Raw genomic sequence first — 26,255 nt, 5'->3', positions numbered from 1 at the left:
CACTATCCCGCCGGTCCTGCCATGAAAAAGTTATTTGCATTCCTTCTGACGCTGGCCTGCGCGTTCCAGTTTTCCGCCCAGGCGCAGGAGAAGCCCAGCTACATCGCCATTGAAGCCAATTCCGGCAAGCTTCTTTTCAGTTCCAACGCGGAAGCCAGAAGGCCCGTGGCCAGCCTATCCCAGGTGGCTACCGCCATGGTGACCCTGGACTGGGTGGCCCGCACGCGCCTGCCCCTGGATACGTTCATTACCGTTCCCCAGGAAGCGTTTGGCCTCCGCGCCGGGAATCCCATGGACCTTCAGCCTGGCGACCGCCTGACGTTGCGGGATGCCCTGTATTCCACCCTGCTGGGGGCGGACAATGTCTCCGCCCTGACGATAGCCTCCTTTGTGGGCCGTGACCTGGTGTCCCGCCGGGGCAGCGGCACTCCCATTGCCGCCTTTGTGTCGGAAATGAACAATCTGGCCCGTTCCCTCAGAATGACCAAGACGCGCTTCACCGCCCCCCACGGCCTGGATGCCGGCAATGCCGTTTCCACCTCCTGCGCCCTGGACATGGCCCTGCTGGGCATGTACAGCATGCAGAATCCCGCCTTCTGCTATATCGTCTCCCAGGCGAGCCGCCGCATCGGCGTCCAGTCCCAGACCAAGGGAACGACGATGTATGATATTTCCAACAACAACAAGATGATGAGCACTTCCGGCGTGGACGGCATCAAGGCGGGCTCCTCCCGCGCCGCCGGACAATGCCTGCTGCTCAGCGCCACGCGGAACGCCATCGCCCGCCGCAGCCCCCAGACCGGGACGGAAGTGATTTATCCCCAGCGCATGATCATTGCGGTGCTTGGGACCGGAGAACGCTATTCCCTGGCACGCCAGATGCTGAATACCGGCTGGCGCGTGTGGGAAAACTGGCAGGCCTCCGGGATGGACATGAAAGATCCCAAGGAGTTCGTGCAGCTCCCTGTGAAATCTGGTACAGAAAAGCGATAGGAAGTAGACGCCCCCGGAATTTTCTGCTATAAGGGGCACCGCATATGAATATTGGTGTTTTGAATAGCGGCGGGGATTGTCCCGGCCTGAACGCAGTTATTGAGGGCGTTGTCGGTGCGGCATCCCGCCGTGGATGGAATGTCGTGGGTTTTTACGATGGGTTTGAAGGCCTTCTCTCCGAAGAGGGCGATGACCGTTTTGAATGGCTGACCCCTGCCGGGTGCCGCGGTCTGCGTGCCAAGGGAGGCACCATTCTGGGGACCGTGAACAAGGGGAACTTCGCCATCAAGGTGGGCGTGGGGCAGAAGGGGGAAATCGAACCGTCCGTCCTGGAAAAGACGAAAGCTACCGTCAAGCGCCTGGGGCTGGACGCCCTGATCGTGGTGGGCGGCGACGGCTCACAGTCCACGGCTCTTCTTCTCGCTGAAATCGGCCTGCCTGTCGTCGGCGTGCCGAAGACCATTGACAATGACCTGGGCGCTACGGACGTGACCTTCGGCTTCAACAGTGCCGTGGCCATCGTGTCCGAATCCCTGGACCGTTTGGAAACCACCGCCAACGCGCACCAGCGCATGATGGTGGTGGAAGTGATGGGCCGCCATGCCGGATGGATTGCCTTGGAAGGGGGCATCGCGGGCAGTGCGGATGTGATCCTTTTGCCGGAAATCCCGTTCTCCCTGGAGAATGTGGTAGAATGCATCAAGGCCCGCAAGGCCGCGGGACAGCGTGAAATTCTTGTGGTAGTTTCCGAAGGCGCGCGCCTGGCGGACGAACTGGTGCTTCTGAACGAGAAAACCCAGGGGGAAGTGCGTCTGGGGGGCATCGGCAAGGTGATCTCCAAAAAACTGGAGGAGGCGACGGGCATTGAAACCCGCTCCTGCGTCCTGGGACACATCCAGCGCGGCGGTTCTCCCTGCGCTTACGACCGCATTCTGGGCGTGCGCTTCGGCAGTTATGCCGTGGAGCTGGTGGAACGCAAAAAGTTCAGCTACATGGTTGCCCTCAAGGGAACGCAGATGGTTGCCGTTCCCATTGAAGAGGCCGTGAAGACCCTCAAGCTGGTTGACCCGGACTGCCAGATGGTGCGTACGGCTCGCGACCTGGGCGTTTGCTTCGGCGATTGACGCCGCATTTCCCTTGTCTTCTTGTCATTCTTCAACCGTATCCTGGGTTTCAGGATACGGTTATTTTTTGCGGAAGGGTGCCGTACTTGTTCGGCCCGGTTGTTCCTTTGATCAGCATCATGGCCAGGAACAGGATGGAAAGCTGGTCCATCAGGTTGGAGCACAGCGTCAGGTAGGGCAGGTATGGGGTGATGTCACCCGGAATCACGCGCAGCAGGATGATGAGCAGGACGGAGATGATGAAAATGCAGACGGGTATGAGGATGAATTTGCCGCTCAGGTTGCCGTCGTGCAGGCGGCGCATGGCCGCTGCGGCGTTGAACATTATATTGAATCCCGCCACACCGATCAGCAGTTCCAGGGAAAGTGTGCTCAGGTCTCCGGACTGGTAGAAGAAATAAAAAGTGGGATTGACGCAGGCATGGGCCAGCAGGATCAGGGCGTCCTGAGGCTGGGCGATGTAAAGCAGGATTTCACGGGAAGGGGAAAAATACGGATGCAGGACCGTGCTGTCGTAGTCCACCATGTTATACCCCAGTGGCAGGAACAGGAAGAGGGAGAGAAGGAAAAAGGACCAGAATTCCGCTCTGGAAGCCCGTCCCGCCGCCGTAGTCAGCTTCCGCAGGCTGATGAGCCAGTAAAGATAAAAGGGCGTCAACGGTTGCGCGGCTTGTTCCTGAGCCGGCCCCTGTTCCGCAGCGGCCGGAGCGGCGGATGCCCGTACGGAGGCGTTTCCGCAGTATTTATTGTTTTCCGTTTTGCTTTCGCTCAAAGTCAGATAGAAAAAGAGCAGGCGTCCGAAGCCGAAGGGAAGCAGAAGGACGAGTGCCCAGAACCCGCTTCTGCCCGTATCGTGCAGGCGCCTGAACGTGACGGCCACGCAGGGAAGCACCAGCGCAACCCACAGGAGAATGGTCAGGGCATCTCCGTAAACGCTCACCCTCCTGTTGGGAATATGCAGCCAGTCCGTAATGATATAGCCCGCTAGGGCCGGAACCAGGGCCAGAAGAGGGAGTGCCATGAACCACCAGAATTCCGGGCGAGAGGCGCATCCCCTGAATTCTGCGTAATGAAGAAATCCTTTTTTCCAGTATTCAAGGGGGGAAGCTGAAGCTTGCGCAGGGAGGGATGCGGGGGTGGGGGTGGAAATGGAGACGTCCGGCATGGATGAGAGGGGATACTGCCGTTTTTGACCGCCGGAAGCTCCCGAACGCTCAATGCCGGACTTGCAAAGACACGGAAAGGGGAGGAAAACGCGCTGGGTCAGACCAGGACGACGGCCATCAGCAGCATGCCGGCGATGATGCCTATGATGGACATGTGGTGGTGGCCCCAGCGTTCCGCCATGGGCAGCAGTTCGTCAAAGGAAATGAAGACCATGATTCCGGCCACGGAGGCAAACAGGACGGAGAGTACCGTGGGCGTCAGGAAGTGGAACAGGAAGATCATGGCAATCGCCGCGCCGACAGGTTCAGCCAGGCCTGACAGGAAGGAGTAGAACACGGCTTTCTTCCGGCTTCCCGTGCCGTAGTAAAGAGGAACGGCCACGGCGATTCCTTCTGGAATGTTGTGCACGGCCACGGCCAAGGCGATGGACGTCCCCAGAGTCAGCGAGTCCAGCCCCGCGGCAAAGGTGGCGATGCCTTCCGGAAAGTTGTGGATGCCTATGGCCAGAGCGAACAGGACGCCGGACCTTTTGATTTTGGCGGAGGAGAATTCTCCGCTACCGTTGCCGTGGATGTCTTCCGGTCCGCGCGCTTCGTGCGGATTTTCGTCTTCCGGCACCAGGTAGTCAATCAGCGCCGCCACGGCGATTCCTCCGAAGAAGGAGGCAATCGCGATCCAGGACCCTGCCGTGTGGCCTTTAAATTCGATCAGGCGGTGCTGGGCCTCCCCCAGCAGTTCCACCAGGGAAATGTACACCATCACGCCGCCGGAGAAGCCCAGGGAGAAGGTGAGCGCCTTCGTGTCCGTCTTTTTCATGAAGAAGGCGATAAAGCCTCCTATGCCGGTGGCAAGTCCCGCCAGCGTTGTCAGCAGAAAGACGGTGAGAATGTGGTTGGTGGAAAGGTCCATGGAAGGAGCTGCGGGAACGGCGAAACGGTCCGGCGCTCCCGCAGCGGAAATATTACTTCTTGGCGGCGGGCGGAACGATGCATTTGACGGCCGGAATGGCTCCGGGCGGCAGAGGCGGCTGTTCTCCCGGCTTCAAGTTTTCCCGTTCCTTTTTGATGGTAGGCAGGTTGGCCAGGAGCCTGCTGCAAGCGCGGCCGTCGTCGCTGTCCGGAAGAAGGGAGATGGCGCTTTTCAGGGGCTCTTCCACTTCATTCACCCTGTTCTGCTGGATGAGAAGACGCGCCTTTGTCAGCAGAAGGGACTGCCTGATCTCCGGGAGAAGACCGTCCTTTTTCAGGGAATTGTCCAGGATGGCGATGGCTTTGCCGGGCTCTTTGGCAGCCAATGCGTAAAAATTGTTTTCCCTGAGGTTTTGCACCATTTCCGTGGACTGGGTTTTAAGCAGGTCTTTCCGTTCCAGGGCGGCACGGATGCCGGTAGTATCCTGCGGGTCCAGCGTGCCCAGTTCTTCCAGGGCCGGCTTGTAGAAAGTCCGGATGCTGGACTGCGGCACTGTCTTTAAAAGCTGGACAAGCGTGTCCCTGCGCTCCTGGCTGGAGAGCTTCCCTTCCAGTTTGTCCGTCAACTCCTGCTGGGCTTTAAGGGCCTTTTCCGCCTGGGCCGTGTCTTTCATGACCTGTTCCGGACTGCCGTATCCCACGACGGAGTGGACGGGCCTGCCCTGCGCGTCCGTGAAGACCAGGGACGGGAAGCCGGTGATGCCATAGGATTTCTTGTAGGAATCAAAAGATGCCCTGGTCTGTTCGTCCTGTTGTTTTTTACGTGGAAAATCCAATTCTACGGGGATAAAGGCACGCCCGATGGCCTCCTGGACTTGCGGAAGGGAAAAAGCCTGCGTCTTCTGCGAGATGCAGGCGCCGCACCAGTCCGATCCGGTGAATTCCAGCATGACTCCCTTCTTTTGGGCGGCGGCCTGCTGCATGGCTTCCGCAGGGTTGGTGCTCCACGTTTCGGAAGCTACGGCCGCACCGGCAATGAGCGCGGCCACGATAGGCAATGCGAATGTATTCATGATGTTGAAAGAACGTTACATGGGGGGCAGCGGGGAATGAGCCGGGGGCACCCAGATGGCGCCGGAAGAAGGGGCGTCGGAATTTCCCGTGTTGGTGGGCGTTTCAATCCGGGGCGGCCCTGCGGGCGGATCCAGGTCCTTCACCACCACTTTCTTTTTCTCCGGAGCGGGTGCGGGGGTGGGGGGCGCGGGAGAAGGAGAGGCATCCCTGCGGATGATGGGGTTCTCCAGGGCTGCGTCCGACTGGTTCATGGCTGTGATGTTCAGCGGGTCCCCATAAGCCAGCAGTTCCCGGATGTCGTCGGGAAGGTCCCCGGCAGCGATGGACGTGGTGCCCTGTTCATGCAGGATGCGTACGAATTCGTTTTCCACTCGCGTGATTTCCACGTTCAGGTAGGTTTTCCCAGAATGGATGGTTTTCAGAATGTCGAACTTGCGGCCGCGGGCCTTGGCCCTGGCCGCCTGGCGGTAACGGTCGTAATAGGAGCGGATTTCCCCGCGGATGCCGGCAACGCGCATTTTCTCCTTTTCGATGGATTTCAGGGTGTCTTCCAGATCGGTCGCGGTCTTTTCGGAAATATCCAGCAGGCTGAGAAGCTGTTCCTTGGGGGCGGTCCTGTTCCGTATATCCCTGAGCTGTTCCTGCTTTTTCAGAAGCAGGGCATGGCTGGCCTCCAGCGCTTCCCGCGTATCTTTCACCGGGTTCGGAAGATGGGAGAATTTTTCATAAACAATATAGCCCGCACCGATGACGATCAGGGCGAATAGGCCCAGGCACAGGTTCCAGAACAGAGCGTCGCCCTTGGCCTTTTTGATCTCTTCTTCCTGCTGGGCCGTATTTTCTTCCGCGGCGTGTTCCGCAACGACGTCCAGAGAGGTTTTCAGGCGTTTTTTCGGGGTGCGGGGCGCATCCTTTTCCCTCTTTGCTTCATCCCGTTCCGGTTTGGGGGCGAAGCGGACTTCGTCTTCCTGGGAAACGGAGGGATCGGGGGAGGAAGGTTCGTGAGAGGAGGAATCAGTCATGGAGAGGGCAGGGGTTGGGGTTAGTCCACCGGGTGGGATTGCTTGAAGTCGGCCAGTTTGGCGGCGTAGGCGTTATATTGGTATTGCAGGGCGTGGAACTCCTGCTTGCGGTGCGCCAGGGTCTTGCGCATGTCTTCAATGTCAAAGCACAGGTGTTCGAAGTCCCGGCGCTTGGAGGGCAGGATGTCCATATCCTTTACCGTGAATGGCGTTCGGATTTTTCCGGGATTGGAAAGCCGCTTCTGCAGATCGTAATTCACGCGTGCGTCGTGGGATTCTGCCTGCCTGATTTCCTGGTCCATTTGGGCCAGGGCTTCCTTCGTCTGCTGGAGCTGTGCGTGGAGCTGCTGGTGTTCCGTTGTGGACCCGCCCGTAATCAGGGAGGTCAGGGCCGTGTTCGTGCCGTTGTCGCACGCGGAGAGGGTCAGTACAAGCGCCAGTGCCGGAAAGGCTGGCCTGGTGAATCGCACGATATTGAACATGCCGGGGATTATGCCCTTGATCGGGGGGGAAAGTCAAACTGTTCATGCGCCTGCAAAACAATGATTTTGCTCGCATAAAACGCGCGTGCGGCTACAATGCCCCCGGCATGATGCAATTATCGGAGATAGGAGGCCATCTGACGGCCAGGACCGGGATTGATGATTTGATGGAGGATTTGTTCAAGGCCCTCCATTCCGGAGATCCCGGCCTGTGCCAGTTGAACGGGGGGAGCCCCGCCGTGATTCCGGAAGTGACGGAACTGTGGCGGCGCAGCATGATGGAACTGGTCCGGGACGGGCGGTTTGACGTGCTCGTGGGCCATTACGCCCATCCGGGGGGCGACCCTGCCTTTATTCGTGCCCTGGCCCGCTTTCTCAATGACCGCTGCGGCTGGAACCTGAAGCCGGAGAACATCGCCATCACCCAGGGCGGCCAGATGGCCTGCTTCACGCTTTTCAATATGCTTGCCGGCCCCTGTGCGGAAGGCGGCATCCGTGAAATTCTCTTTCCCCTTTGTCCCGATTATGTGGGCTACCAGTCCCAGTCCCTGTGCGGCGGCGTGATGTTCCGCGGCATCCGCCCTGGAATCCGCATGCTGGACGAGCATTTGTTCAAGTACGTGATCGACTTTGACCGTCTGGACGTCCGCCCGGAAACGGCTGCCGTCTGCATGTCCCGCCCCACGAATCCGACGGGCAACGTGGTGACGGACGAGGAGCTGGACCGCCTGCGGGCGTTGACTTCCCGCGCCGGAGTGCCGCTGATGATCGACAACGCGTACGGCGCGCCACTGCCCAATATCTGCTTTGTCCCGGTCAAGCCCGTTTGGGACGAGAACATGATCCTGACCATGAGCCTGTCCAAGATCGGACTGCCAGGCACGCGCACCGGAATCGTGATCGCCCGGCCGGACATCATCCGCGCCGTGGTCAGCATGGTTACGACTTCCTCCCTGTGCCCCAACAATCTGGGGCAGGCGCTGGTGACTCCCTATCTGGAGGATGGCACGCTGGAGCACGTGTGCCGTGAAACACTGACGCCGTTTTACCGGAGCAGGGCTGACTTCGCTCTGTCCCTGTTGCCGGAACTTTTCGGGGAAGAGATTCCCTGGCGCGTGCACAAAAGCGAAGGGGCCATGTTCCTGTGGCTGTGGTTTGAGGGTCTCCCCATCACCTGCCAGGAATTGTATGAACGCTGCAAGGCTCGCGGCTGTTTCGTGAATCCGGGCCATCATTTCTTCTTTGCCCTGCCGGAGGGCCGGGAGCCGTGGCCCCACAGGCATGAGTGCATACGCATCAGCTTCACTCAGACTGAAGAACTGCTGCGCAAGGGGCTTTCCATCGTGGCTGACGAAGTGAAGCGCGCCTATACCCATTCCTAACCCAATCCGAAATCGCAATCCATGAACAGCATGACCGGCTTTGGTAGAGCCGTTGCCCAGACAGACCGTTACAACATTCCAGTTGAAATATCCGGAGTAAACCGCAAGCAGACGGAAATAGCCGTCAACGTGCCGCGCAACTGCGCGGAGTGGGATGCCCCCGTGCGCTCCATCGTGCAGGGAAGCGTTTCCCGTGGCCGCGTAGGTGTTTCCATCTCCCTGGAACGGACGGAGGAAGCGGACGGCTCCCTCCAATTGGACGAAAGGAAGCTGGCCTCCCTAGTGGGGCTGCTGAACCGCGCCTCCGATCTGGCGGCCCGGCCCATGACGTTGCAGGCGTCCGACCTGCTGAGGCTGGACATCATCGCCTCCGAGGCGGAAACCGCGCTTTCCCCGGAGGAAGCATGGCCTGCGGTGGAAGAGGCCCTCAGGGCGGCCCTGAAAGATTTCCTCGCCATGCGCGCGGCGGAGGGCGCCAACCTGAAGGCGGATGTGCTCGGCAAGCTGGAAACCCTGGAAAAGTACCGGAACAAGATCGCGGAACACGCCCCTTCCGTTCCCGTCAGGCTGAGGGAAGCCATGCTCAAGCGCCTGGCGGAAGCGGACCTTTCCGTCTCTGCGGATGACGAGCGCATCATCCGGGAAGTGGCCCTGTTTGCGGACAAATGCGACATTTCCGAGGAGACCACGCGCCTTTCCTCCCACTTTGACCAATTCCGCACCCTGTGCGATTCTTCCGCCCCCGCCGGAAGGCCATTGGACTTCCTTTGCCAGGAGATTTTCCGGGAATTCAACACCATCGGTTCCAAGGCGAACGACTCCACGCTGTCCCATCTGGTGGTGGCCGCCAAGACGGAACTGGAAAAAATCAGGGAACAGGTTCAGAATATCGAATAACAGCCATGAAACAGCATTTGGGAACTTTGCTGGTGGTTTCTGGTCCCTCCGGTTCCGGAAAGACGACTTTATGCCGCCGGGCGACGGAAAACGGACTGTGCGTGTACAGCATTTCCTGCACGACCCGCCAGCCCAGGCCGGGAGAGGTGAACGGCGTGGACTACCACTTCCTGACTCCCTCCGAATTCGCCGCCAGGGTGGAGAAGGGGGATTTTCTGGAATACGCGGAGGTACACGGCAACCGCTACGGCACGCTGAAGGCGGACATTCTGGACCTTCTGGAACAGGGGAAAACCGTGGTGATGGATATTGACGTGCAGGGGGCTGCCCAGGTCCGCGCGTGCCGGGACGGCATTCTTCCCCGGTGTTATGCGGACGTTTACATTCATGTGCCGCAGCAGGAGTTGAAAAAGCGCCTTTGCGGACGGCAGACGGATGGTGATGAAACCATTTCCCTGCGTCTGCGGAACGCCGCGCAGGAAGACGCCTGCCTGCCGCAGTACCAGTACTGCCTGGTTTCCTCCGACCGGGAGGCGGATTACGCCGCTTTTTCCGCCCTGATCAAGTGCCAGTCCATGCGCGTGGGACTGATGCGGGAATAGGAATCCGGAATTCGGCCTTCTTTCCTTCTCCCTTTATTCTTTACCATAGAGAAGGGAGAAGGAAAGTTTTTCCGAATATATTTTACAGCAGCAATGCCTTTTATTGAAACAGGGACGGGTATTCCTTTAATTTCTGAACGGAAAGCTCAAAGCCCTGGTCCGCCGCTTTTTTCCACCATTCCTTTGCCTTGGAAAGGTCCGTTTCCACTCCTATTCCTTTTTCGTAGAAAACCCCGAGGGTATGCTGGGCCTCGGGAGCACCCTGCTGCGCTGACAGAGTAATCCATTTGGCGGCTTCCTTGAGATTTTGATTTACTCCTGTTCCTTTTAAATAACAGACGCCGAGGTTGTTCTGCGCCTGGGGGTTCCCCTGTTTGGCGGCGGCGGTATACCATCTCACGGCTTCTTCAATATCCTGTGGCACTCCTATGCCATCCTGATAAAAAAGTCCTAGGGTATATTGGGCTGAGGCCTGTCCCTGCTTGGCGGCCGGAATAAACCATTTGGCCGCCTCCTTGAAGTCCGCAGGAACGCCCAGCCCCTGAAGATAGCACTGGGCAAGATTCTCCTGAGCCAGGGCATTCCCCTGTTTGGCGGCAGCGGTAAACCATTTGACGGCTTCCCCGGGGTTCTGGTCCACGCCTATTCCCGCCATGCAGCAGGTGCCGAGCTGGTTTTGAGCCTGGGAGTCACCCAGTCTGGCGGCAGTGGTGAACCATTTGACGGCTTCCCCGGGATTTTGGTCCACGCCGTTCCCTTCAAGATAACAAAGGCCCAGATTGTTCTGGGCTTGCGTGTATCCCTGCTTGGCGGCAGCGGTGAACCATTTGACGGCTTCTTTGGGGTCCCGGTCCACGCCGGTTCCGCTTTCATAGCAGAAGGCCAGATTGTTTTGTGCCTGGGCGTTTCCCTGTTCCGCCGCCAGAAGGAACAATTTAATGGCTTTCTGCAGGTCCTGATTTACGCCTGTTCCCCGCATGTAACAGCCGCCGAGGACAGTCTGGGCTTTGGCATTCCCCTGTTCGGCAGACATGGAGAACCATTTGACGGCTGTTTTGAAGTCCTGAGGGACGCCTTGCCCATCCTGGTAAAGCACACCGAGGTTGTGTTGCGCGTCAGCGTTTCCCTGTGCGGCTCCCAGTGCGAACCATTTTGCGGCTTCCTGGAAGTCCTGGTTCACGCCTTTTCCCTGGTAATAGGCTATGCCGAGGCTGTATTGTGCGTCAGCATTTCCCTGCCGGGCAGCCATAGTAAACCATTTGACGGCTTCCCCGGAATTTTGGGCCGTGCCTTTCCCGTGCTCATAATAAGTGCCAACATTATATTGGTCCTCGGCGTTTCCTTGTTCCGCAGCCCGGATTAACCATTGGAGAGCCTCCTTGTCGTCCTGGTTGACGCCTATTCCTGTGGCATAGAAAACGGCAAGGTTTCTCTGTGCCTGGATATCTCCCTGCCGCGCGGCCTTGAGAGTCTTCTGGAAAGCCGGAGAGGTCCCCTTTGCGTTTGTTGAGGAATTTGCGGGGGGAGACGTCCCCTCTGTGGCGAGTACTGCAGGTACGGACAGGCCGCAGCCTGCCAGAAGAACCAGGACCGGCAGAAGTGAACCCTTGCCTGCATGGAGCGTTTTTTCCCCGCAAGGAGGAGAAGTTGAGAGAACAGAAGGATTGGGAGACATTATTTTATGAATATGAAAAGCTTGGAACAGTAAAAATATGTTAATATCAAGAAAGGAAAAGTAAATATATTTTGGATGATGAACGGCTCCGGGTGTTTTCTCGCGGCTGACCGTGGAGTAAGGATAACGGGAGTAGCGGAGAATTTCAGCAGTTTGATTTCCGTATATTTCGGAATAAAAATGTGCCGTATATTGCACATTCCTGTAATGGATGCCGGCAAAATTTCGTGTTTGCCATATCCGTTTCCGGTGCTGAATCTGCGGAGGAACGTTGGAAAAATAAAAGCCTTCAAGGGGATGAAGGCTTGAATGTTTTTGCCGGAATGGCCTTTTTCCTATTTGAGCGGGTACAGCCAGCCGATAGAGCAGGTGAAGATGACCCAGAGCAGGAGGTTGAGGGGGAGGCCGACTTTCACGAAGTCTTTGAATTTATAGCCGCCTGCGTTGTACACGTACGTGTTGGTCTGGTAGCCGATGGGGGTGGAGAAACTGGCGCTGGCGCCGAACATGACGGCCAGGATGAAGGGGAGGGGATTGGCGTCGAATTGCAGGGCCATTTCATAGGACAGGGGGCCCATGACGGCGGCCACGGCGTTGTTGGAGATCATTTCCGTCAGGATGGAGCACAGCAGGTACAGGCCGGAGATGGCGAACAGGCAGCCCAGAGGCCCCATGGTATCCACTACGCCGAAGGCGATGGCCTTGGCAAGCCCCGTCTTGCTCATGGCTTCCCCCACGCAGAGCATGCCCAGAATCAGGAAAATGATGCCCCAGTCCACGGACTGGTAGGCTTCCTTGGGCTTGATGCAGCCGGAGATGACGACGATCAGGGCGCCGATGAAGGCCAGGTAGAAGGGATTGAAGCGCGCGAAGAATTTGAAGAATTCCCCATACTGTTCAAAGGAGCCGAGCAGGCCGATGAAGATGAAGATGCCCATGGCCAGAATGGCCCAGCCCTGCTTGCTGCGGTTGTGGGCGTCCGCCGGACGCTGGCTGAGGGGAATGATGCGCTGTTTGGTGAGGATGCGGTTCATGCCTTCCTGCGGACCTTCCAGCAGCAGGGTGTCCCCGGCAATTAGCTTGGTGTCCGATCCCATGTCCGTGATGTTCCTGCCCTGCCTGTGAATGGCGAGTACGAAGATGTTGAACCGCTGGCGCAGTTTGAGTTCCGCGAGGGACTGCCCGGCGAATTCGGAGTTGTTGGCGATCATGCCTTCCACGATTTGCACGTCGCGCTGTTCCATGGTTTCCAGCCCGCGGCTGTCATCCCAGCCAAGGTCCACGCCTTTGGCCTCCCGGACCTGGTTGACCTTTCTGGCGTTGCACAGGAACAGCACGCGGTCTCCTTCCTCCAGCGTGATGTGCTGCAGTTCCTCCTGCATGGAGAAGCCTCTGCGGCGTACTTCCACGATTTTCGTCCCCAGCAGTTCGGATTGCATCAGGTCCACGGCGGTGGTTCCGATATGGGAGGAGCCGGCGGGAATCCGGACCTGGAGCAGGAAGTCGCGCTGGATGCCGCCGGGAAGCATGGTGGACAGGGTGGGGCGGGAAGGCAGCCATTTGCGGCCTGCCGTCCACAGGTAGAGCAGTCCCGCCGCCGCATAGATGAGGCCCATGGGAGCCACGGTGAACATCTGGATGCCTTCAAAGCCCAGCTTTTGAACCTGCCCCAGCACGACCACGTTCGTGGACGTGCCCACAACGGAGCAGGTGCCGCCCAGGATGGTGGCGTAGGAGAGGGGGATGAGCAGCTTGGAAGCGGCGATGTTGTGGTCGCGGCAGAAGGCCAGGACGATGGGCATCAGGATGACGACCACCGGTGTGTTGTTGACGAAGGGGGATACCGCGAACGCGCCCAGCGTGATGACCAGAAGGGCGGCGAATTCCCTGCCTTTGGCCACCTTGTTGAATAGCTTGGAGAGGTCTCCGATGAGGCCCGTGCGTTCCAGGGAGGCGCTCAGGATGAACATGCACACGACCGTCAGGGGGCCGCTGTTGGCAAAGCTGGACAACACGTCTCCCGTCGTCAGGATTCCCGTGAGCATCAGGACGGCGGTTCCGGCCAGGGCGGTGATTTCCACCGGGAGCCATTCCCTGATAAAGCTGATGAACAGGAAGACGAGAAGAATGCCTACAATCCATTGCTGGGTAGCGGCGGAATCCAGCCAGCCCATGATGGAGGCGAAGTCGATGTTGGGAAATGGCATGTCGTGGCGGGTGGTTTGACGGATAAGGAGCGCAACTCTCCTACTTTTACGGGGCCGTTCTGTCAAGCCGCAATAATTTTCCGGAAAGGGTTTGAAATGGGCCTTGTCCTTCCTTATGGTGAGTGCGCCGCATGGATTCTCCCATAGTAACAAGGTTTGCTCCCAGTCCTACTGGATTCTTGCATTTGGGGCATGCGCTGGCCGCATGGGAGGCCCGCTCCCTGGCGGACCGCTTTTCCGGCAGGTGCGTTTTGAGGATGGAGGATATTGACCAGACTCGCAGCCGTCCTGAGTTTGTGCAGGCCATTCTGGAGGACCTGGACTGGCTGAGAATCCGTTTTGACGGCCCGATGATGGTCCAGTCCTCGCGCTTTAGTTCCTACGACCATGCACTGCAGGTGTTGAAGGACCGCGGAGTGCTGTACCCCTGCTTCTGCACCCGCAGGGAAATTGCTGAGGAAGTGGCCGTCATGGGCGCCGCTCCGCAGGGCAGCGGGGCCGTGGATGTTTATCCCGGCACCTGCCTCAAGCTGGATAAGGCGCGGAGGAAGGAGCTGATGAAGTCCGGCAAGCCGTTTTCATGGCGGCTGGACTGCCGTGCCGCCGCCAGGATTACCGGTCCGCTTGTCTGGCGGGACATGCGTTTCGGAGAGCAGGTCTGCCGTCCGGAGGAACTCGGCGACGTGATTCTGGGGCGCAAGGATTGTCCGGCAAGTTATCATATTGCCGTGGTGGTGGATGACGCGGCCCAGGGGGTGACTCATGTGAGCCGTGGAGAGGATTTGCTCCCTGTAACCGGAATTCACCGCACGCTCCAGGCGCTGCTGGGGCTGCCCGTGCCGCAGTGGTACCACCACCGGCTGGTGAGGGACGCTTCCGGCAGGAGGCTGGCCAAGAGGGACCGGAGCATGAGCCTGCGGGAGATGCGCGCCGCAGGCATGCGCCCGGAAGATATTTTCCGCATGATGCGGGAAAGGTAGGGGCGTTTCAGGAGTTTTTTCCGTGTTTTCCCATGCAGCGCATGCAGGAATACGCCGCCGCCAGAGTCAGCAGCGCCAGGGAGGCCAAATGGACCAGCAGATTTCCCTGAATCAGAGGGACGAGGAAGGAGTGCGGAAGTTTTCCCATGGCCGCCAGCGCCTCGGGAAGAAAGATGAAAAAATTCTGGGAGGCCAGGCAAATGGCCGTGAAGACCAGGGCCGCGCCCAAGGTGAAGCGGATGGACGGAAGGAGAGACTCCAGCATGTCGCGTACGGAGCGTTTGCAAAACGGTGCGGAGCATGCCACTAGGCCGATGACGGCCAGGGGAGCCAGCAGGGCGGCGGAAGGAAGAATTTTCCATTTCATCCACACCGCGAGGGGTGACACGGAGATGAGGATGCCCGCACTTTTCGTGAAAAGAGCGGGAAGAGCAGCGGGGGATGAAAGAGGGCGGCGCATATCTGTCAATCCGGCCAGACATTGCCGGGGGTGCTGCCTTGAGTAATGACTACTTCCTGGCCGATTTTCAATGTGAAATTGGGCGTGACCTCCTGCTGGACTTCCACCAGTTCGTTCGTGTCCTTCAGCTTCACGCGCACACGGATCATTTTGGTGGCTTCCACCCGGCCGTCCACGATGGAGCCTGTAGCGGAGGCCAGCTTGGAGGTGCCCATGCCGATGATGCCGGGGGTCATGGCTTCTGCGGCGGTTCCCGCCATGTTGGCGAAGGTTCCGTCATCCGTAGAGGTAAGCACGTTGATTTCCTTGATGCGGACGACATTGCCCAGCTTGATCGTCGTCACCTTTCCGGTGGCGATTTCCAGAGTGCTTTTTTGCGTGCAGGAGAACAGTACAGGAAGAATGAGAAAAACGGGAACGAGTTTGAGAGGATTCATGATACGTCTTTTACTACGGTGGGGCGGAGCGGCGTTTTTCAGTTTCCGGGTAAAATTGTGTAGGTGGCCAGGTACAGGATCAAATGGACGGAGGAAAGGGCCAGGAGCCTGTTCATGCTCTTGTCCGCCGGCGTTTTGCGGATGAGCAGCATCAGGTAGCCCCCCAGCAGGATGGAGGGAATCCACATCCACCACAGGCGGGACAGGTCCAGATGCAGGGCCCGGCAGGAAGTGGGCAGCGTGATGTAGGCTGCCACGATGAACGCCTGGGCCATGGCGCGCGCCTTTCCTTCCCCCAGTCGTACCGCCAGGGTGCGCTTTCCGGTGGTCTGGTCTTCTTTCCTGTCCCGGATGTTGTTGACGGAGATCATGACGGCGCAGAGCAGGCCGCACTGGATTCCCAGAACGATTCCGGCGTTGTACACCGCCAGCGAGTCCACCAGCGTGCCGGGGACTACCGGGGCCGTGCCTATCTGCACCAGAATGGTGCCCAGGACGGCCACCAGCCCGAAGAAGAGGATAACGAATGCTTCTCCCAGTCCCTTGTATGCCAGAGGCCACGGGCCGCCCGTATAGCCGTAGGAGAAGTAGAGGGAGGGAATGCCGATGGCGACGATGGGCCACCCCCGCAGTTCAATGAGGGGAAGGGCCAGAAGGCATGCCGCCGCCAGGAACAAGCCGCCGAAGAGCATGACCGCCCTGTGGGACAACGCTCCGCTGGCCGTCATGCGGACGGGGCCGGTGCGGCGTTCCGTGTCCGCGTGTTTCGCGTGGTCAATGGCGTCGTTGAAGAAATTGCAGGCTATCTGGATGCACAGGCAGGAAGCGAAGGTCAGCAGCGCCAGACGCACGTCCCAGTGGCCCGTCAGTTTCTGCACGACCATGCAGCCCGCCCATACCGGAATCAGGGATGCGGTGAGCGTTTTTGGGCGTGCCGCCAGAAAAGCGGAAGTAATGATGTTCATGAAAGAGCGGGAAAGGAATCTCCGGTGTTATCTGAGAATGGGGCCGAGGTTGCGGAGGGTTTCCTTGAGGAGGGAGACATGCCACTGGCCGGGAGCCGCCTCCTGGTCCCCCAGGTAGCCGTATACCAGGCAGGAGCCCAATTGGGAGTAAAGCAGGCGGGAGACGGGGCCCATCGGTCCCATGCCCATCACGGCGATGGGGCCTTTCGGCTTTTTGAAAAGTTGCACTCCAGTCTGAATGTCGCCCGCGACGCAGGGGGTGAAGGCGAATTTGACGATGTCGGCCCTGTAGGCGCGGGCCTTCTTTTCCTGTTCACGCAGGTAGTCCACGCCCGGCGTGATTTGAAAGTCATGGGTGGAGCCGATGACGAGGATGCCGCGGTCGGCGGCTTCCATGACCAGTTCCCTGCCGTGGCGCATGGACTTGATTTCAATGTCGATGGCCGTGGCGCAAGGCATGTAGGCGCGGAGCAGGGAGAAGCGCTCTTCTTCCGGAATGCGGCGCAGGCCGCCTTCTTCATGGCAGCGGACGGTGACCAGCAAAGGCATTTCCGGCCTGAATTCCATGACCTGTTCCGGCGCAAGCTCCGGGGGCAGCGCGTCCACGCGCAGTTCCACCCAGTCGCACTGGTCTTTCAAATCCTTGCCTTTAAGCGTTTTCCAGACCTCCCAGGAGGTGATGGACGCCACTATTTTGGGCGGATAGGTTTGATGTTCACGTAAAATCTGCTGCATGCTTCCTACTATCCCAACAAAGAAAGGAAGGTCAATCTTCTATTAGTGACATTCATCCATTTGAAGGGCTTGCCGGAAGCGTTGCCGGGAATGAGCGGAATCCCGTTCTGAAGGAAAGGGAAGCGGCTGTTCTTATAGACGGAATGAACAATTTCCTCCAGAGGCGTTCCGGATGACGTCCGCATTCATGGAGCGGCGGAAGCTGACGCTGCGGGATATGTTCTCAGGGATGTCTTGTCCGGAGGCGGGAAGTCCGCCGGGACACTCCCGTCCACCGGTTTTCCGGCCAGCCAGTCCAGGGCGCGGAAAAGCAGGGTCTGGAATCCGGAGCATTGCACGCCCTTCAGATCCGGATCTCCGGGCCAGACATGCCCCAGCGTGGAGGTGTACACCCTTCCCTTGCCGTACCGTACCGTCCATTCGATCGGAAAATTGAGCCCCGTGGCGGGTTCCCGCGCGTAGGAGAGCACCTGCACCTGTTCGGCGGGGCCGCGCGTGTACCGGTACACTTCTATGTCCGCCGCCCTCCATTGGCGCGGCAGCCCCGCGTGCATGGTGTGGTCCCCCAGGCGCGTCACCAGCGCGTCAATCCGCGCTCCGTGGGAGGTAGGGCCCCCTTCCCCCGGCGGCAGGCGGAGCACGGCGCCGTCATCGGTGACGATCAGGGAGCTGCCGTAATCCCGGGGCCGCCATCCCAGCCCGATCATGCGGTTGTATTCCGGCCATTGGGGAAAGGCGTTATTGGCGGAGTGGAAGGCCAGCATTCCCCCTCCTTCCTTCAGATACTGCTCCAGAGATTTTTTGGCTTTTGATCCCCATTCGGGGCCCTGTGTTCCTCCATTCGTGTTTTGGATCACTACGTCGTAATTCCTGAATTCCGGATTCCATGCTTCGCGTTTCTCCTGCGGAGCGTCTGCGGGGAAAGTGCTGACGTCCACTGAATAGCCTCCGTGTTTTTCCAGCAGGTCGGTCAGGCAGGCCGTCGTGCGTTTCCAGTCGTGGTTGGAAAAGCCGTCCACGATCAGCACGCGTGTCTGCTCCCCTTTTGCCGGGGCAAAAGCCGTCAGGGCCGTCATGAGGATAACCAGGGGAAGAAACTTCCATTTCATCCGGGCAATCTATCCAGCGTGCGGCAAAAGTCAAACTCGCTTTCCTGCAAGAAATAGAAATGCCCCGGACCTTTCGGGAAGGTCCGGGGCGTGGTTCTCAAATGCCGCGGAGGCGGCTTGCAGGGAGGGATTAGTTTGTCCCTTCGTCGCAGAGGATCTTGACGAAGCCTTCCTCCTGAAGGCGCGTGGCGCCGCAGGCAAATTTGGCGCGGATTTGGAGCGCCTCTTCCATGTCGTCGCGCACGGAAAGCTTCACCTTGAAGTCGTTCCAGATGCCGAACTGGGCCTTGCTCTTGACCCAGGCAAGACAGGAACGGGTGCCGTTCTCCGCCTTCGGCAGGCGCTGTGTGCGGATGAACTTGAATCCCATGAAGGAGTCTATCTTGCCTTCCACCAGAGCCTTGACGTTGTTGAAGTCATAACTGCTGACCTCCGTTTCCCGCAACAGACTCATGATTTGGGAGCTGGTTACCGCGATGACCAGCTGGTCGCCGAATTGCGGAGCGTCCTGGTTCCAGGCCTCGTTTTCCTCAAAGAGCTGGAGCGCGGCACGCAGCTTGGCTACGGTGAGGTTGCTGTTGGCCTTGGTGCCGCTGTCCACATGGTCCACAGGAATCTGCTGGCTTTCCTTGAAGGGAACGGCGGTCATGCCGTCCTCGCCCACATAGTTCGTATCCAGGAAGCCGGAGATCATCACGTCGTCCATGCGGCGGCCTGCGGCGGCCTGGAGGCCCTCAATGGTCTTGCTGACCGGGAGGTCCATGTCGCCCAGGCGCGTGGCGTCGAATTCATCGTAGCCGATGGCTTTGGTGAAGGTGCGTGGACGCATGGAACGGCGTGTGGTGGGTGCCTCGTTCAGGACGGTCTGCCCTACGCGGGTCGTCTTTTCCGTGAAGTCCAGAACGCCAAACTGGTCCAGAAAGACCACCTTGCCGCTCAAGTCGCGCATGACGCTGACGTATTTGTCCAGCCGGGAGGCGTGCTGCTGAAGCAGGGTGCCCCATTTTTTGGTGTACTTGACCTGATAATTGTCTGTGATTGTTACTGCCATAATCGTAAATGAAATGATGTTTAAGTGCGGGAGCGGCATTTTGGATTGGCGTGTCCGGTGCGGACGGAGCGGTCCTGCCGCAGAGGGGCGCAGCCTGGTCCCCGTGCGGGGATTGCGCGGCCGGTCCCATCCTGCAAAACGGATATGGCCCATGCAAAAAAACAGCGCACCACGGCGGAATCGTGATGCACTGAAAAGGGAGGCGGGAATCTTCTGATTCCCTGAGGTTAGATGATGATCTGGTGGGGGCGCGTGGCGTGGTCCGGCCCGAACAGGGCCAGCATGCGGCCCGTCTGCCCCTTTTCCATGCGGTAGGAGTAGAAGCGCCTGGTGTCTGCGGCGGTATCCAGCCCGGAGTCATGGATCTGTTCTTCCAGCACTCCTTCATTGAGGAGCTGGTTCTTGATGGCTGTGGGAATGTCCTCCTCATAATGCGGAGGACGTACGCAGGGGGAAATGACGGCGATCAAGTTCGCGGGATCGACACCCAGGAATTTTTTCATGGACCTGATCGTGTTGGCGACGATGTTGCCTGCCGTTCCTGCCTTGCCGGAGTGGATCAGGGCGCGGTGGCAGTTTTCCTTGTCGTACAGCCAGACGGCGGCGCAGTCTGCCACGTAGATGGCGAGCACGCAGTCGGAAACTCCGGAGCACAGGAGGCCGTCCACGCCTTCCACGGGATAGTTGGAGCCGATGTCACCCACCAGCGCCACCCTGGTTCCATGCACCTGCTCTGCGCGGCGCAGGTCCTTCCACCGCCAGCCGAGAGTTTCCACCTCTGCCCTGTGGTACGGTTCCAGCCGTTCCAGGACGGTCTGGCGGTCTCCGGTTACGTCCACTCCCGGGATTCTTTCAATAAACTGGACGATTTCTCCGGGGTAGGACTGGATGGGTTTCAGGAATGCGGGCGTTTCCATCATAGTGGTTGGTAAATGTCGTTGGGCACATCTTGTCTTTTTGTATAACCTAGTCGAGCAAAATCGGAGCAAAATGTCACGGAGGCCTTCCGGTGACTGAGAAAAGGTTTTTTTCTGCGTTTCCGGGATGGTATGAGCAATTCATGTTGAGAAAACACCCTTCACTTTCAGCTTTTTTTACGGGCATGGCCGTCATGGTGCTTTCCCTGGCGCCCATGTGGGGGCAGGGAGCGGTTCCGGATGCCGGGCAGCTTTTGAAAAGGGTCCGCCAGGCGGCCACCTTACAGGAAAACAAGGATGTCAAGGGCCAGATACGCAAGCGCAGCGTGAAAGTGCCTTTCTCCATGAGCCTGCGCGGCAACCTGATTGTCTTCCAGTACCAGCAGGGCGGAGTCTGGAACAGGTTCGACCTGAAGTTCAAGGACCGCGGCCAGGAAATCCTGTCCTGGAAGGACGGCAGGGCAGGAGTTCTGCCTGTGACCCGGTATTCCGTGCCCATTGCGGGAACGGACGTGACGTATGAAGACCTTTCGATGCGCTACCTGTACTGGCCCGCCGCCAAGGTAGTGAAGGACGACGCGGCCAGCACGGTAAAGGGCAGGGATTGCTGGATCGTCCAGATTCCGAATCCCAATCCCAAGGTGGGGCAGTACGCCTGGGTACGCGTCTGGATTGACAAGGAAAACGGGGCCATGTGGCAGATAGACGGCATCGACGGCCGTGGAGAGCTGGCCAAAAGATTCATGATTGATTCCCTGATGAAGCTCAAGGACGGTTCCTGGTTCTTCAAGCGGATGAAGGTGGAGGTGAGAGACCCGTCCAATCCCAGGAAGACGATCTCCGTCAGCTACATTGACATGGAAAATCCGTAACAGGGCCCTGCGCCCTCTTTTCACAACCGTTCTTTATTGGAGTTCATGCCGCATTCATGGATGATTTAGGACGTGACAAGAAGACCCGATCGGCGTACACCGTGCAAAAACCTGTCATGAAGAAACGTTTATTCCTTACATGCGCCGTGATCATCGGTCTTTCCGCCTGTTCCTCCCATCAGGACCAGGCTGGCCGGACGACCGGAAATTCCGTTTCCGCCGGAACGGCGCTGGCTCCCGTCACCGCTCCGGGAAAAAAGCCGGACCGTCCCGTGGTGAAGCTGCCTGAAAAGTCCGTTCCCGTGCCGTCCGTGAGCCCATCTTACAATGATGTCCCCCTGGCTCCGTGCATTCCGGGCGTCACGGTGAACCGCGTGGCCGTTCCGGACAAGGTGGTGGCCCTGACTTTTGACGACGGCCCCCACGGAACGCTCACCCCCAGGGTATTGGATATCCTGCGCAACAATAACGTAAAAGGTACTTTCTTCGTGCAGGGCTGCAACGTGACGGCCCATCCCCAGGTAGTGCGCCGCATGGTCAATGAAGGCCATGAAGTGGGGAATCATACCTGGAACCATGCTTATCTGAGCAAGGTATCCCGCGAGAAGGCGGAAGACCAGCTTCAGCGGACCAATGAAGCCATCCGCAACGCCTGCGGCATGATCCCCGTGGTCATGCGCCCTCCGGGCGGTTATACGAATGCGGGAGTAGCCTCCTGGGCGCGGCAGCGCTTCGGGTTTACCACCATCATGTGGGACGTGGATACGAACGACTGGCGCAAGCCCGGTTCCGCCGTGGTGGCCGCCCGCGCCGTGAACGGGGCCAAGCCCGGCTCCATTATCCTGGTGCATGATATCCATGCTTCCACCGTAGCGGCCGTGGACGCCATCGTGAAGGGGCTGAAAAACCGGGGGTATGAGCTTGTGACCGTTTCCGAACTGCTGCGCCGCGGCCGCGCCGCTTCCCGCCAGGCTTCCCCGGTGCAGCCTCTGTCTCCTGCTGCTCCCATTTCTCCTGTCACACCGGGGATGGAGACCATTCCCAATCCCGTCCCTGCCGCTCCGGCTTCCGTTCCGGTGGAGACAATGGCTGGCATGTAAGGCTTGCCTGCCGCTTCCCTTTTCAACCCGGTCCCCTGAGGGAGACCGGGTTTTTTATTGCGGCGGCGCCGCGCTTTCCGGCATTTGGCGGGCGGAACCGGATCATCCGGCGGTACACGCACAGAAGGCTTGACCTGCTGATGAAATTCTCCAAAATCCCTTGCCGTATTACTCACACCCAATCCGGATTGAAATGTCTATGAATCTCCTGGCATCTGCCGATACTCTCCCCGCGGCCGGCGGCATGTCCGCGTCTCTCGCGTTTATTTACGATCTCTTCAACAACCCTCTGTTTATTTTCGTAGGCGGTCTGGTTCTGCTGGGCGTGTTTTTCTGGTACCTGGGTTCTGACCAGGACAAGGTCAAGCGCAATGCCGGGACCTTCTTTATCATCGGCATTGCGTCCTTTTCCCTCTTTTCCCTTTTCCAGCAGGGATTGAAATACGGCATTGACATTGCCGGAGGTGTTTCCTTCACGCTGAGCGTGGAACCGAACATTGGGGACGACGGCAAGCCGATTCCGCTGACTAACGAGGCCATGGAGCAGGCGTGCACCATCCTGACGGACCGCCTGAACAGCACCGGAGCCAACGACGTCATCATCCGCCCCAAGAAGAAGGATGATCTGAACCTGATTGAAGTCCAAATTCCCGCGGCGGACCCCGCCAAGCGCGAGGAAACCAAGTCCATCCTGACCAAGGTGGCCAAGCTCCAGATTCTGCCTGTCCACCCCCGCAACTATGAACTGGTGGCGGAAGGGCGCGTGCGCGTTCCCGGCTACAGGCTGTATGAATACACGTTCAAGAACGGAAAGGGAGAGGAAGTTACGGAAAAGCTTTTCCTGGAGAAACGTGAATCACTGACGGGCAAGGACATTGTCCATGCGGGCGTGGACCTTTCCCGCCCTACGGAAGTAGCTGTTACGCTGAGCAACGACGGCGCGGACAAGATGTACAACCTGACTTCCCGCATGGAGCTCAAACGTGACCGCATGGCCGTCGTTCTGGATGACGTGGTCAAGAGTGCGCCCACTGTAAACTCCGTTCTTTCCAAGAGCTTCGTGATTACCGGCCTGGACGGCCCCGGTGAGGCGGAAGCCCTGACGAAGGTCCTCTCCAACCCGCTGACCAACAAGCTCAACTTTGAATCCGCCAGTGAAATCTCCGCGTCGCTGGGCCATACGGCCCTGCTTCAGGGGGAATATGCCGGCATCACGGGCCTGATCCTGTGCTTTATCATGATGATCATCTACTACCGCTTTGCCGGTCTGGTGGCCATCGTGGGCCTGACGATCAACGCCCTGCTTCTGCTGGGCGCCATGTCCATCTTCGGCTTTGAACTGACTCTTCCGGGCATTGCGGGTATCGTGCTTACCCTGGGCGTGGCGGTGGACGCCAACGTGCTTATTTACGAACGCCTCCGGGAAGAAAAGGAAGCGGGACGCCCCTTCCGCGTGGCTATCCGCAATTCCTTCGACAAGGCCTTTTCCGCCATTTTCGACTCCAACATTACCTCCCTGATTACGGCCGTCATCCTGTACTGGATGGCTACGGGCACCATCAAAGGCTTTGCCGTTACCCTGACGGTGGGCGTCATTACTTCCATGATCGGGGCCATTCTCGTCACCCGCGTCCTGTTCTACTGGGCGGACACGATCGGCATCATGAAAGATGTCAAATTCCTGAACCTCTTCAAGAGCAAGAGCAACATCAACTTCATGGGCCAGCGCGGCTGGTCCTGCTCCATTTCCGCCATTCTGCTGGTCATCTGCATCGTGGTAGGGGCCATGAAGGGCAAGGACTGCCTGGGCATGGACTTCACCGGCGGTTCCTCCATTTCCTATCTGGTCAACAAGGGGGACATTTCCGTCAAGGAGGCGGAAGATGCCGTCAACAAGCTGGCCCTGACCCAGAAGGCTACCGTGCAGGAAGTGGCGGAATCCACGGACAGCAGCAAGGTGAACATCCTGGTCAACTTTTCCGACAATGCCCAGGACAAGGCGGAAATCACCTCCGCCCTGAAGAAATCCTTCCCGGTGCTGGACAACGCGCCGTTCAGCGAGGAAACCATCGGCCAGTCCATGGGGTACGACACGCTGATTACCTCCGCATGGGCCCTGTTCTTCGGTATTCTGGGCATCATGATCTACCTGACGGTGCGGTTTGAATGGACCTTTGCCATCGGGGCCGTGATCGCCCTGACGCACGACGTCCTGCTGGTGCTGGGCCTGGTGATCATCAGCGGCACGGAATTGAACGTGATTCACATCGGCGCCCTGCTGACGGTGGCGGGCTATTCCATCAACGACAAGATCATCGTGTTCGACCGCATTCGCGAATACATACGCTATGCTGACCCGAACGAAAGTGCAGAGCAAATCATGAATGACGCCATCAATCAAACGCTTTCCCGTACCTTGCTGACGTCCCTTTCCACGCTGGCCGTGCTGGTCTGCCTGTACTTTTTCGGCGGTCCTTCCATGGAAGACTTCGCCTGGACGATTTCCGCCGGTATCCTGATTGGTACGTATTCCTCCATCTTCATCGCTTCTCCGGCGGCGCTCCTCTTCTCCAGAAAGCATGGGCTGCATGCGGAAGTCAAGCAGGCCATGAAGGCCGGAGCCTGATCCGGTATCCTGGATCAGTTGAGTTTATGACGCCGGGGAAAGGCTGTGCCTTCCCCGGCTTTTTAATGTCCGGAAAGGAAGAAGCCGGATTCCGTAGGACATGGGAAAGAACTGGCATGGAAGGAGGACTCTCCCGGTACCTTCCCCGGTTCTGCCATTCCTTCTTTTCAACAACAGGCAGCGGGGTATTTCCCCGTGTTTTTCCGGCTAAAAAGAAACCCCGCCTGCCGTGAGGCAGACGGGGCCGTATCTCTGTTTTCTCTCTTTTGCTGTGCGGGTAGATTATTCGCCTTCTTCAGCCGGAGCCGGAGCGGGCGGAGGCGTGTCATTGCCGCGGGCTGCCTTTCTGGCTTCCCTGCGTGCGGCGCGGCGTGCTTCCAGAGCCTTGTCGGCATCAGCCTTGAGCTGCGTCATTTCAGCTTCATTCAGCTTGCCGTCCTTGTCGGCATCGTATTTTTCTTCGATCAGCATCCAGCCGGCCATCATGATGGGGGCTCGGTTGGGATCAAGCTGGGGACGGGGACCGTCAGGGCGGTTGCCGCGGGGGCCGCGGTCGCCGTCACCGCGGCGTCCTTCCGGAGCTCTGGGTGGACGGGGAGCTTCCGAGCGCGGACCTCCCTGGTGGCGCGGGCCGTCCGCCATTGGGCCGCGGGGACCGCGGCCACGGTCTCCGGCTTCAGGCCCTCTGGGGCCGCGGTTGTTCATCTTTCCCATTCGCTTGGCGGCTCCCGGGTGTTCCTTGGCCCATTCCTCCTGCATGGCTTTCTTTTCCTCGTCGGAGAGTTTGCCATCTCCGTCCTTGTCGAACTTTTTCAGCATTTCCGCCTTGCGGGCTTCCTGACGGGCTTTCATTTCCTCCATGCGCTTGGCGGCTTCCGGATTATCCTTGGCCCATTCCTCCCGCATGGCTTTTCTTTCCTCAGCGGAGAGCTTGCCGTCGCCGTCCTTGTCGAATTTCTTCAGGATGGCGGCCTTCTTGGCTTCCTGGTCCTTTTGCACATCGGCTTTCAGAACGGCTACTTCCTCATCGGAAAGCTTTCCGTCCTTGTCGGTGTCATACCGGGCCATGACAAGTTCTTCCCCGATGATCATCATGCCGGGATTGATCTGCCTGATCTGGAGTTCCCTCTGGCCAGGACGGGGGCCCTGGCGGCGGGGACCGTCGCCCCTGTGGCGCGGGGCCCCCCTCATTTCCGGTGCCGGCTGGCCGTCCGGAGCTCCGGGCATATCCGGAGCGGGCGCATCCTGGGCGAATGCCGAACACGCGGCGAAGGCTGCGGCTAATATCATTTGTTTGGTCATAATTTTTTGAGTGGTGAGGTTAATGCGTTTGGAGAGGGAATCCTTTCCGCACATCTTGCGGCGGTTCGGAATTACCTCCCTTTGTTATGATGAACACCCGAGTCCGGGTTTGGTTTCAAAATAAAAATATGGATGTTCCGTAGATCACGGTGGAAACCCGGTGGGACG

At 58.8% G+C, this 26,255-nt stretch carries 24 protein-coding genes; 9 read left to right on the top strand and 15 right to left on the bottom strand.

The window, feature by feature from the left end:
* The first annotated feature begins 21 nt into the window (after positions 1-21).
* Both V3C20_RS01525 and V3C20_RS01520 read left to right on the top strand, forming a co-directional pair.
* The gene (locus tag V3C20_RS01525) at positions 22-993 is read left to right on the top strand and encodes a serine hydrolase (protein ID WP_161981201.1); all 972 of its coding nucleotides are present in this window, start codon (positions 22-24) and stop codon (positions 991-993) included.
* Positions 994-1,037: 44 nt separating this feature from the next.
* Positions 1,038-2,117 (top strand): ATP-dependent 6-phosphofructokinase, encoded by a 1,080-nt coding sequence (locus tag V3C20_RS01520; protein ID WP_130083001.1) that lies wholly within the window; start codon positions 1,038-1,040, stop codon positions 2,115-2,117.
* A gap of 49 nt (positions 2,118-2,166) precedes the next feature.
* Here the strand turns inward: V3C20_RS01520 and V3C20_RS01515 are convergent, their stop codons facing one another.
* The 5 genes from V3C20_RS01515 to V3C20_RS01495 form a co-directional block, all read right to left on the bottom strand.
* Positions 2,167-3,282 (bottom strand): DUF805 domain-containing protein, encoded by a 1,116-nt coding sequence (locus tag V3C20_RS01515; RefSeq protein ID WP_130083000.1) that lies wholly within the window; start codon positions 3,280-3,282, stop codon positions 2,167-2,169.
* Positions 3,283-3,380: 98 nt separating this feature from the next.
* A complete protein-coding gene (gene zupT, locus V3C20_RS01510; protein ID WP_130082999.1) occupies positions 3,381-4,193 on the bottom strand; it encodes a zinc transporter ZupT in 813 nt (270 codons plus the stop codon).
* A 52-nt stretch (positions 4,194-4,245) separates the two neighbouring features.
* Entirely contained in the window at positions 4,246-5,265 is a 1,020-nt protein-coding gene (locus tag V3C20_RS01505) for a thioredoxin family protein (RefSeq protein WP_130082998.1), read from the bottom strand.
* Between the two features lie 15 nt (positions 5,266-5,280).
* On the bottom strand, positions 5,281-6,288 hold the full coding sequence (locus V3C20_RS01500) for a hypothetical protein (protein WP_130082997.1): 1,008 nt from the start codon (positions 6,286-6,288) through the stop codon (positions 5,281-5,283).
* Between the two features lie 20 nt (positions 6,289-6,308).
* On the bottom strand, positions 6,309-6,770 hold the full coding sequence (locus V3C20_RS01495; RefSeq protein ID WP_130082996.1) for a hypothetical protein: 462 nt from the start codon (positions 6,768-6,770) through the stop codon (positions 6,309-6,311).
* A gap of 107 nt (positions 6,771-6,877) precedes the next feature.
* Here V3C20_RS01495 and V3C20_RS01490 point away from each other — a divergent pair, with 107 nt between their 5' ends.
* From V3C20_RS01490 to gmk, 3 genes are read left to right on the top strand one after another with little or no spacing between them, the layout of a single operon-like run.
* Entirely contained in the window at positions 6,878-8,152 is a 1,275-nt protein-coding gene (locus V3C20_RS01490) for a valine--pyruvate transaminase (protein ID WP_161981200.1), read from the top strand.
* 21 nt (positions 8,153-8,173) lie between these two features.
* Positions 8,174-9,049 (top strand): YicC/YloC family endoribonuclease, encoded by an 876-nt coding sequence (locus V3C20_RS01485; RefSeq protein ID WP_130082994.1) that lies wholly within the window; start codon positions 8,174-8,176, stop codon positions 9,047-9,049.
* 5 nt (positions 9,050-9,054) lie between these two features.
* Positions 9,055-9,651 (top strand): guanylate kinase, encoded by a 597-nt coding sequence (gmk, locus tag V3C20_RS01480; protein WP_238623765.1) that lies wholly within the window; start codon positions 9,055-9,057, stop codon positions 9,649-9,651.
* 100 nt (positions 9,652-9,751) lie between these two features.
* Here the strand turns inward: gmk and V3C20_RS01475 are convergent, their stop codons facing one another.
* Positions 9,752-11,326, bottom strand: a complete 1,575-nt coding sequence (locus V3C20_RS01475) for an SEL1-like repeat protein (protein WP_130082993.1) — start codon at positions 11,324-11,326, stop codon at positions 9,752-9,754.
* Positions 11,327-11,661: 335 nt separating this feature from the next.
* Entirely contained in the window at positions 11,662-13,533 is a 1,872-nt protein-coding gene (locus V3C20_RS01470) for an SLC13 family permease (protein ID WP_130082992.1), read from the bottom strand.
* 131 nt (positions 13,534-13,664) lie between these two features.
* Between V3C20_RS01470 and gluQRS the strand changes: the two genes are divergently transcribed.
* The gene (gene gluQRS / locus V3C20_RS01465; protein WP_130082991.1) at positions 13,665-14,513 is read left to right on the top strand and encodes a tRNA glutamyl-Q(34) synthetase GluQRS; all 849 of its coding nucleotides are present in this window, start codon (positions 13,665-13,667) and stop codon (positions 14,511-14,513) included.
* A gap of 7 nt (positions 14,514-14,520) precedes the next feature.
* Here gluQRS and V3C20_RS01460 read toward each other — a convergent pair whose 3' ends face one another.
* The 7 genes from V3C20_RS01460 to V3C20_RS01430 all read right to left on the bottom strand — a co-directional run bounded on the left by V3C20_RS01460 (position 14,521) and on the right by V3C20_RS01430 (position 20,190).
* Positions 14,521-14,880, bottom strand: coding sequence for a hypothetical protein (locus tag V3C20_RS01460; RefSeq protein ID WP_130082990.1), 360 nt, complete (start codon positions 14,878-14,880; stop codon positions 14,521-14,523).
* 98 nt (positions 14,881-14,978) lie between these two features.
* A complete protein-coding gene (locus tag V3C20_RS01455; protein WP_130082989.1) occupies positions 14,979-15,410 on the bottom strand; it encodes a hypothetical protein in 432 nt (143 codons plus the stop codon).
* 38 nt (positions 15,411-15,448) lie between these two features.
* Entirely contained in the window at positions 15,449-16,375 is a 927-nt protein-coding gene (gene menA / locus V3C20_RS01450; RefSeq protein WP_130082988.1) for a 1,4-dihydroxy-2-naphthoate octaprenyltransferase, read from the bottom strand.
* A 27-nt stretch (positions 16,376-16,402) separates the two neighbouring features.
* Positions 16,403-17,110 (bottom strand): type I 3-dehydroquinate dehydratase, encoded by a 708-nt coding sequence (locus tag V3C20_RS01445; RefSeq protein WP_130082987.1) that lies wholly within the window; start codon positions 17,108-17,110, stop codon positions 16,403-16,405.
* Between the two features lie 185 nt (positions 17,111-17,295).
* Positions 17,296-18,219, bottom strand: coding sequence for a ThuA domain-containing protein (locus V3C20_RS01440; protein WP_130082986.1), 924 nt, complete (start codon positions 18,217-18,219; stop codon positions 17,296-17,298).
* A 130-nt stretch (positions 18,220-18,349) separates the two neighbouring features.
* The gene (locus tag V3C20_RS01435; RefSeq protein ID WP_130082985.1) at positions 18,350-19,270 is read right to left on the bottom strand and encodes a phage capsid protein; all 921 of its coding nucleotides are present in this window, start codon (positions 19,268-19,270) and stop codon (positions 18,350-18,352) included.
* A gap of 227 nt (positions 19,271-19,497) precedes the next feature.
* Positions 19,498-20,190 carry a polyphenol oxidase family protein gene (locus V3C20_RS01430; RefSeq protein ID WP_130082984.1) on the bottom strand — a complete coding sequence of 231 codons (693 nt, stop codon included), beginning with the start codon at positions 20,188-20,190 and terminating at the stop codon, positions 19,498-19,500.
* 140 nt (positions 20,191-20,330) lie between these two features.
* Between V3C20_RS01430 and V3C20_RS01425 the strand changes: the two genes are divergently transcribed.
* The 3 genes from V3C20_RS01425 to secD all read left to right on the top strand — a co-directional run bounded on the left by V3C20_RS01425 (position 20,331) and on the right by secD (position 24,785).
* Positions 20,331-21,059 carry an outer membrane lipoprotein-sorting protein gene (locus V3C20_RS01425; RefSeq protein ID WP_130082983.1) on the top strand — a complete coding sequence of 243 codons (729 nt, stop codon included), beginning with the start codon at positions 20,331-20,333 and terminating at the stop codon, positions 21,057-21,059.
* A 116-nt stretch (positions 21,060-21,175) separates the two neighbouring features.
* Complete coding sequence (locus V3C20_RS01420) at positions 21,176-22,159, top strand: polysaccharide deacetylase family protein (protein ID WP_161981199.1); 984 nt, start codon at positions 21,176-21,178, stop codon at positions 22,157-22,159.
* Positions 22,160-22,352: 193 nt separating this feature from the next.
* Positions 22,353-24,785 carry a protein translocase subunit SecD gene (secD, locus tag V3C20_RS01415; protein WP_130082981.1) on the top strand — a complete coding sequence of 811 codons (2,433 nt, stop codon included), beginning with the start codon at positions 22,353-22,355 and terminating at the stop codon, positions 24,783-24,785.
* Positions 24,786-25,067: 282 nt separating this feature from the next.
* Here the strand turns inward: secD and V3C20_RS01410 are convergent, their stop codons facing one another.
* Entirely contained in the window at positions 25,068-26,087 is a 1,020-nt protein-coding gene (locus V3C20_RS01410; RefSeq protein ID WP_161981639.1) for an EF-hand domain-containing protein, read from the bottom strand.
* Positions 26,088-26,255 lie beyond the last annotated feature (168 nt).

It is taken from the genome of Akkermansia sp. RCC_12PD (assembly GCF_036417355.1).
Lineage (GTDB): Bacteria > Verrucomicrobiota > Verrucomicrobiia > Verrucomicrobiales > Akkermansiaceae > Akkermansia.
The sequence above is the reverse complement of the archived record's forward strand: the minus strand, read 5'-3'. Positions and strand labels throughout refer to the sequence as shown.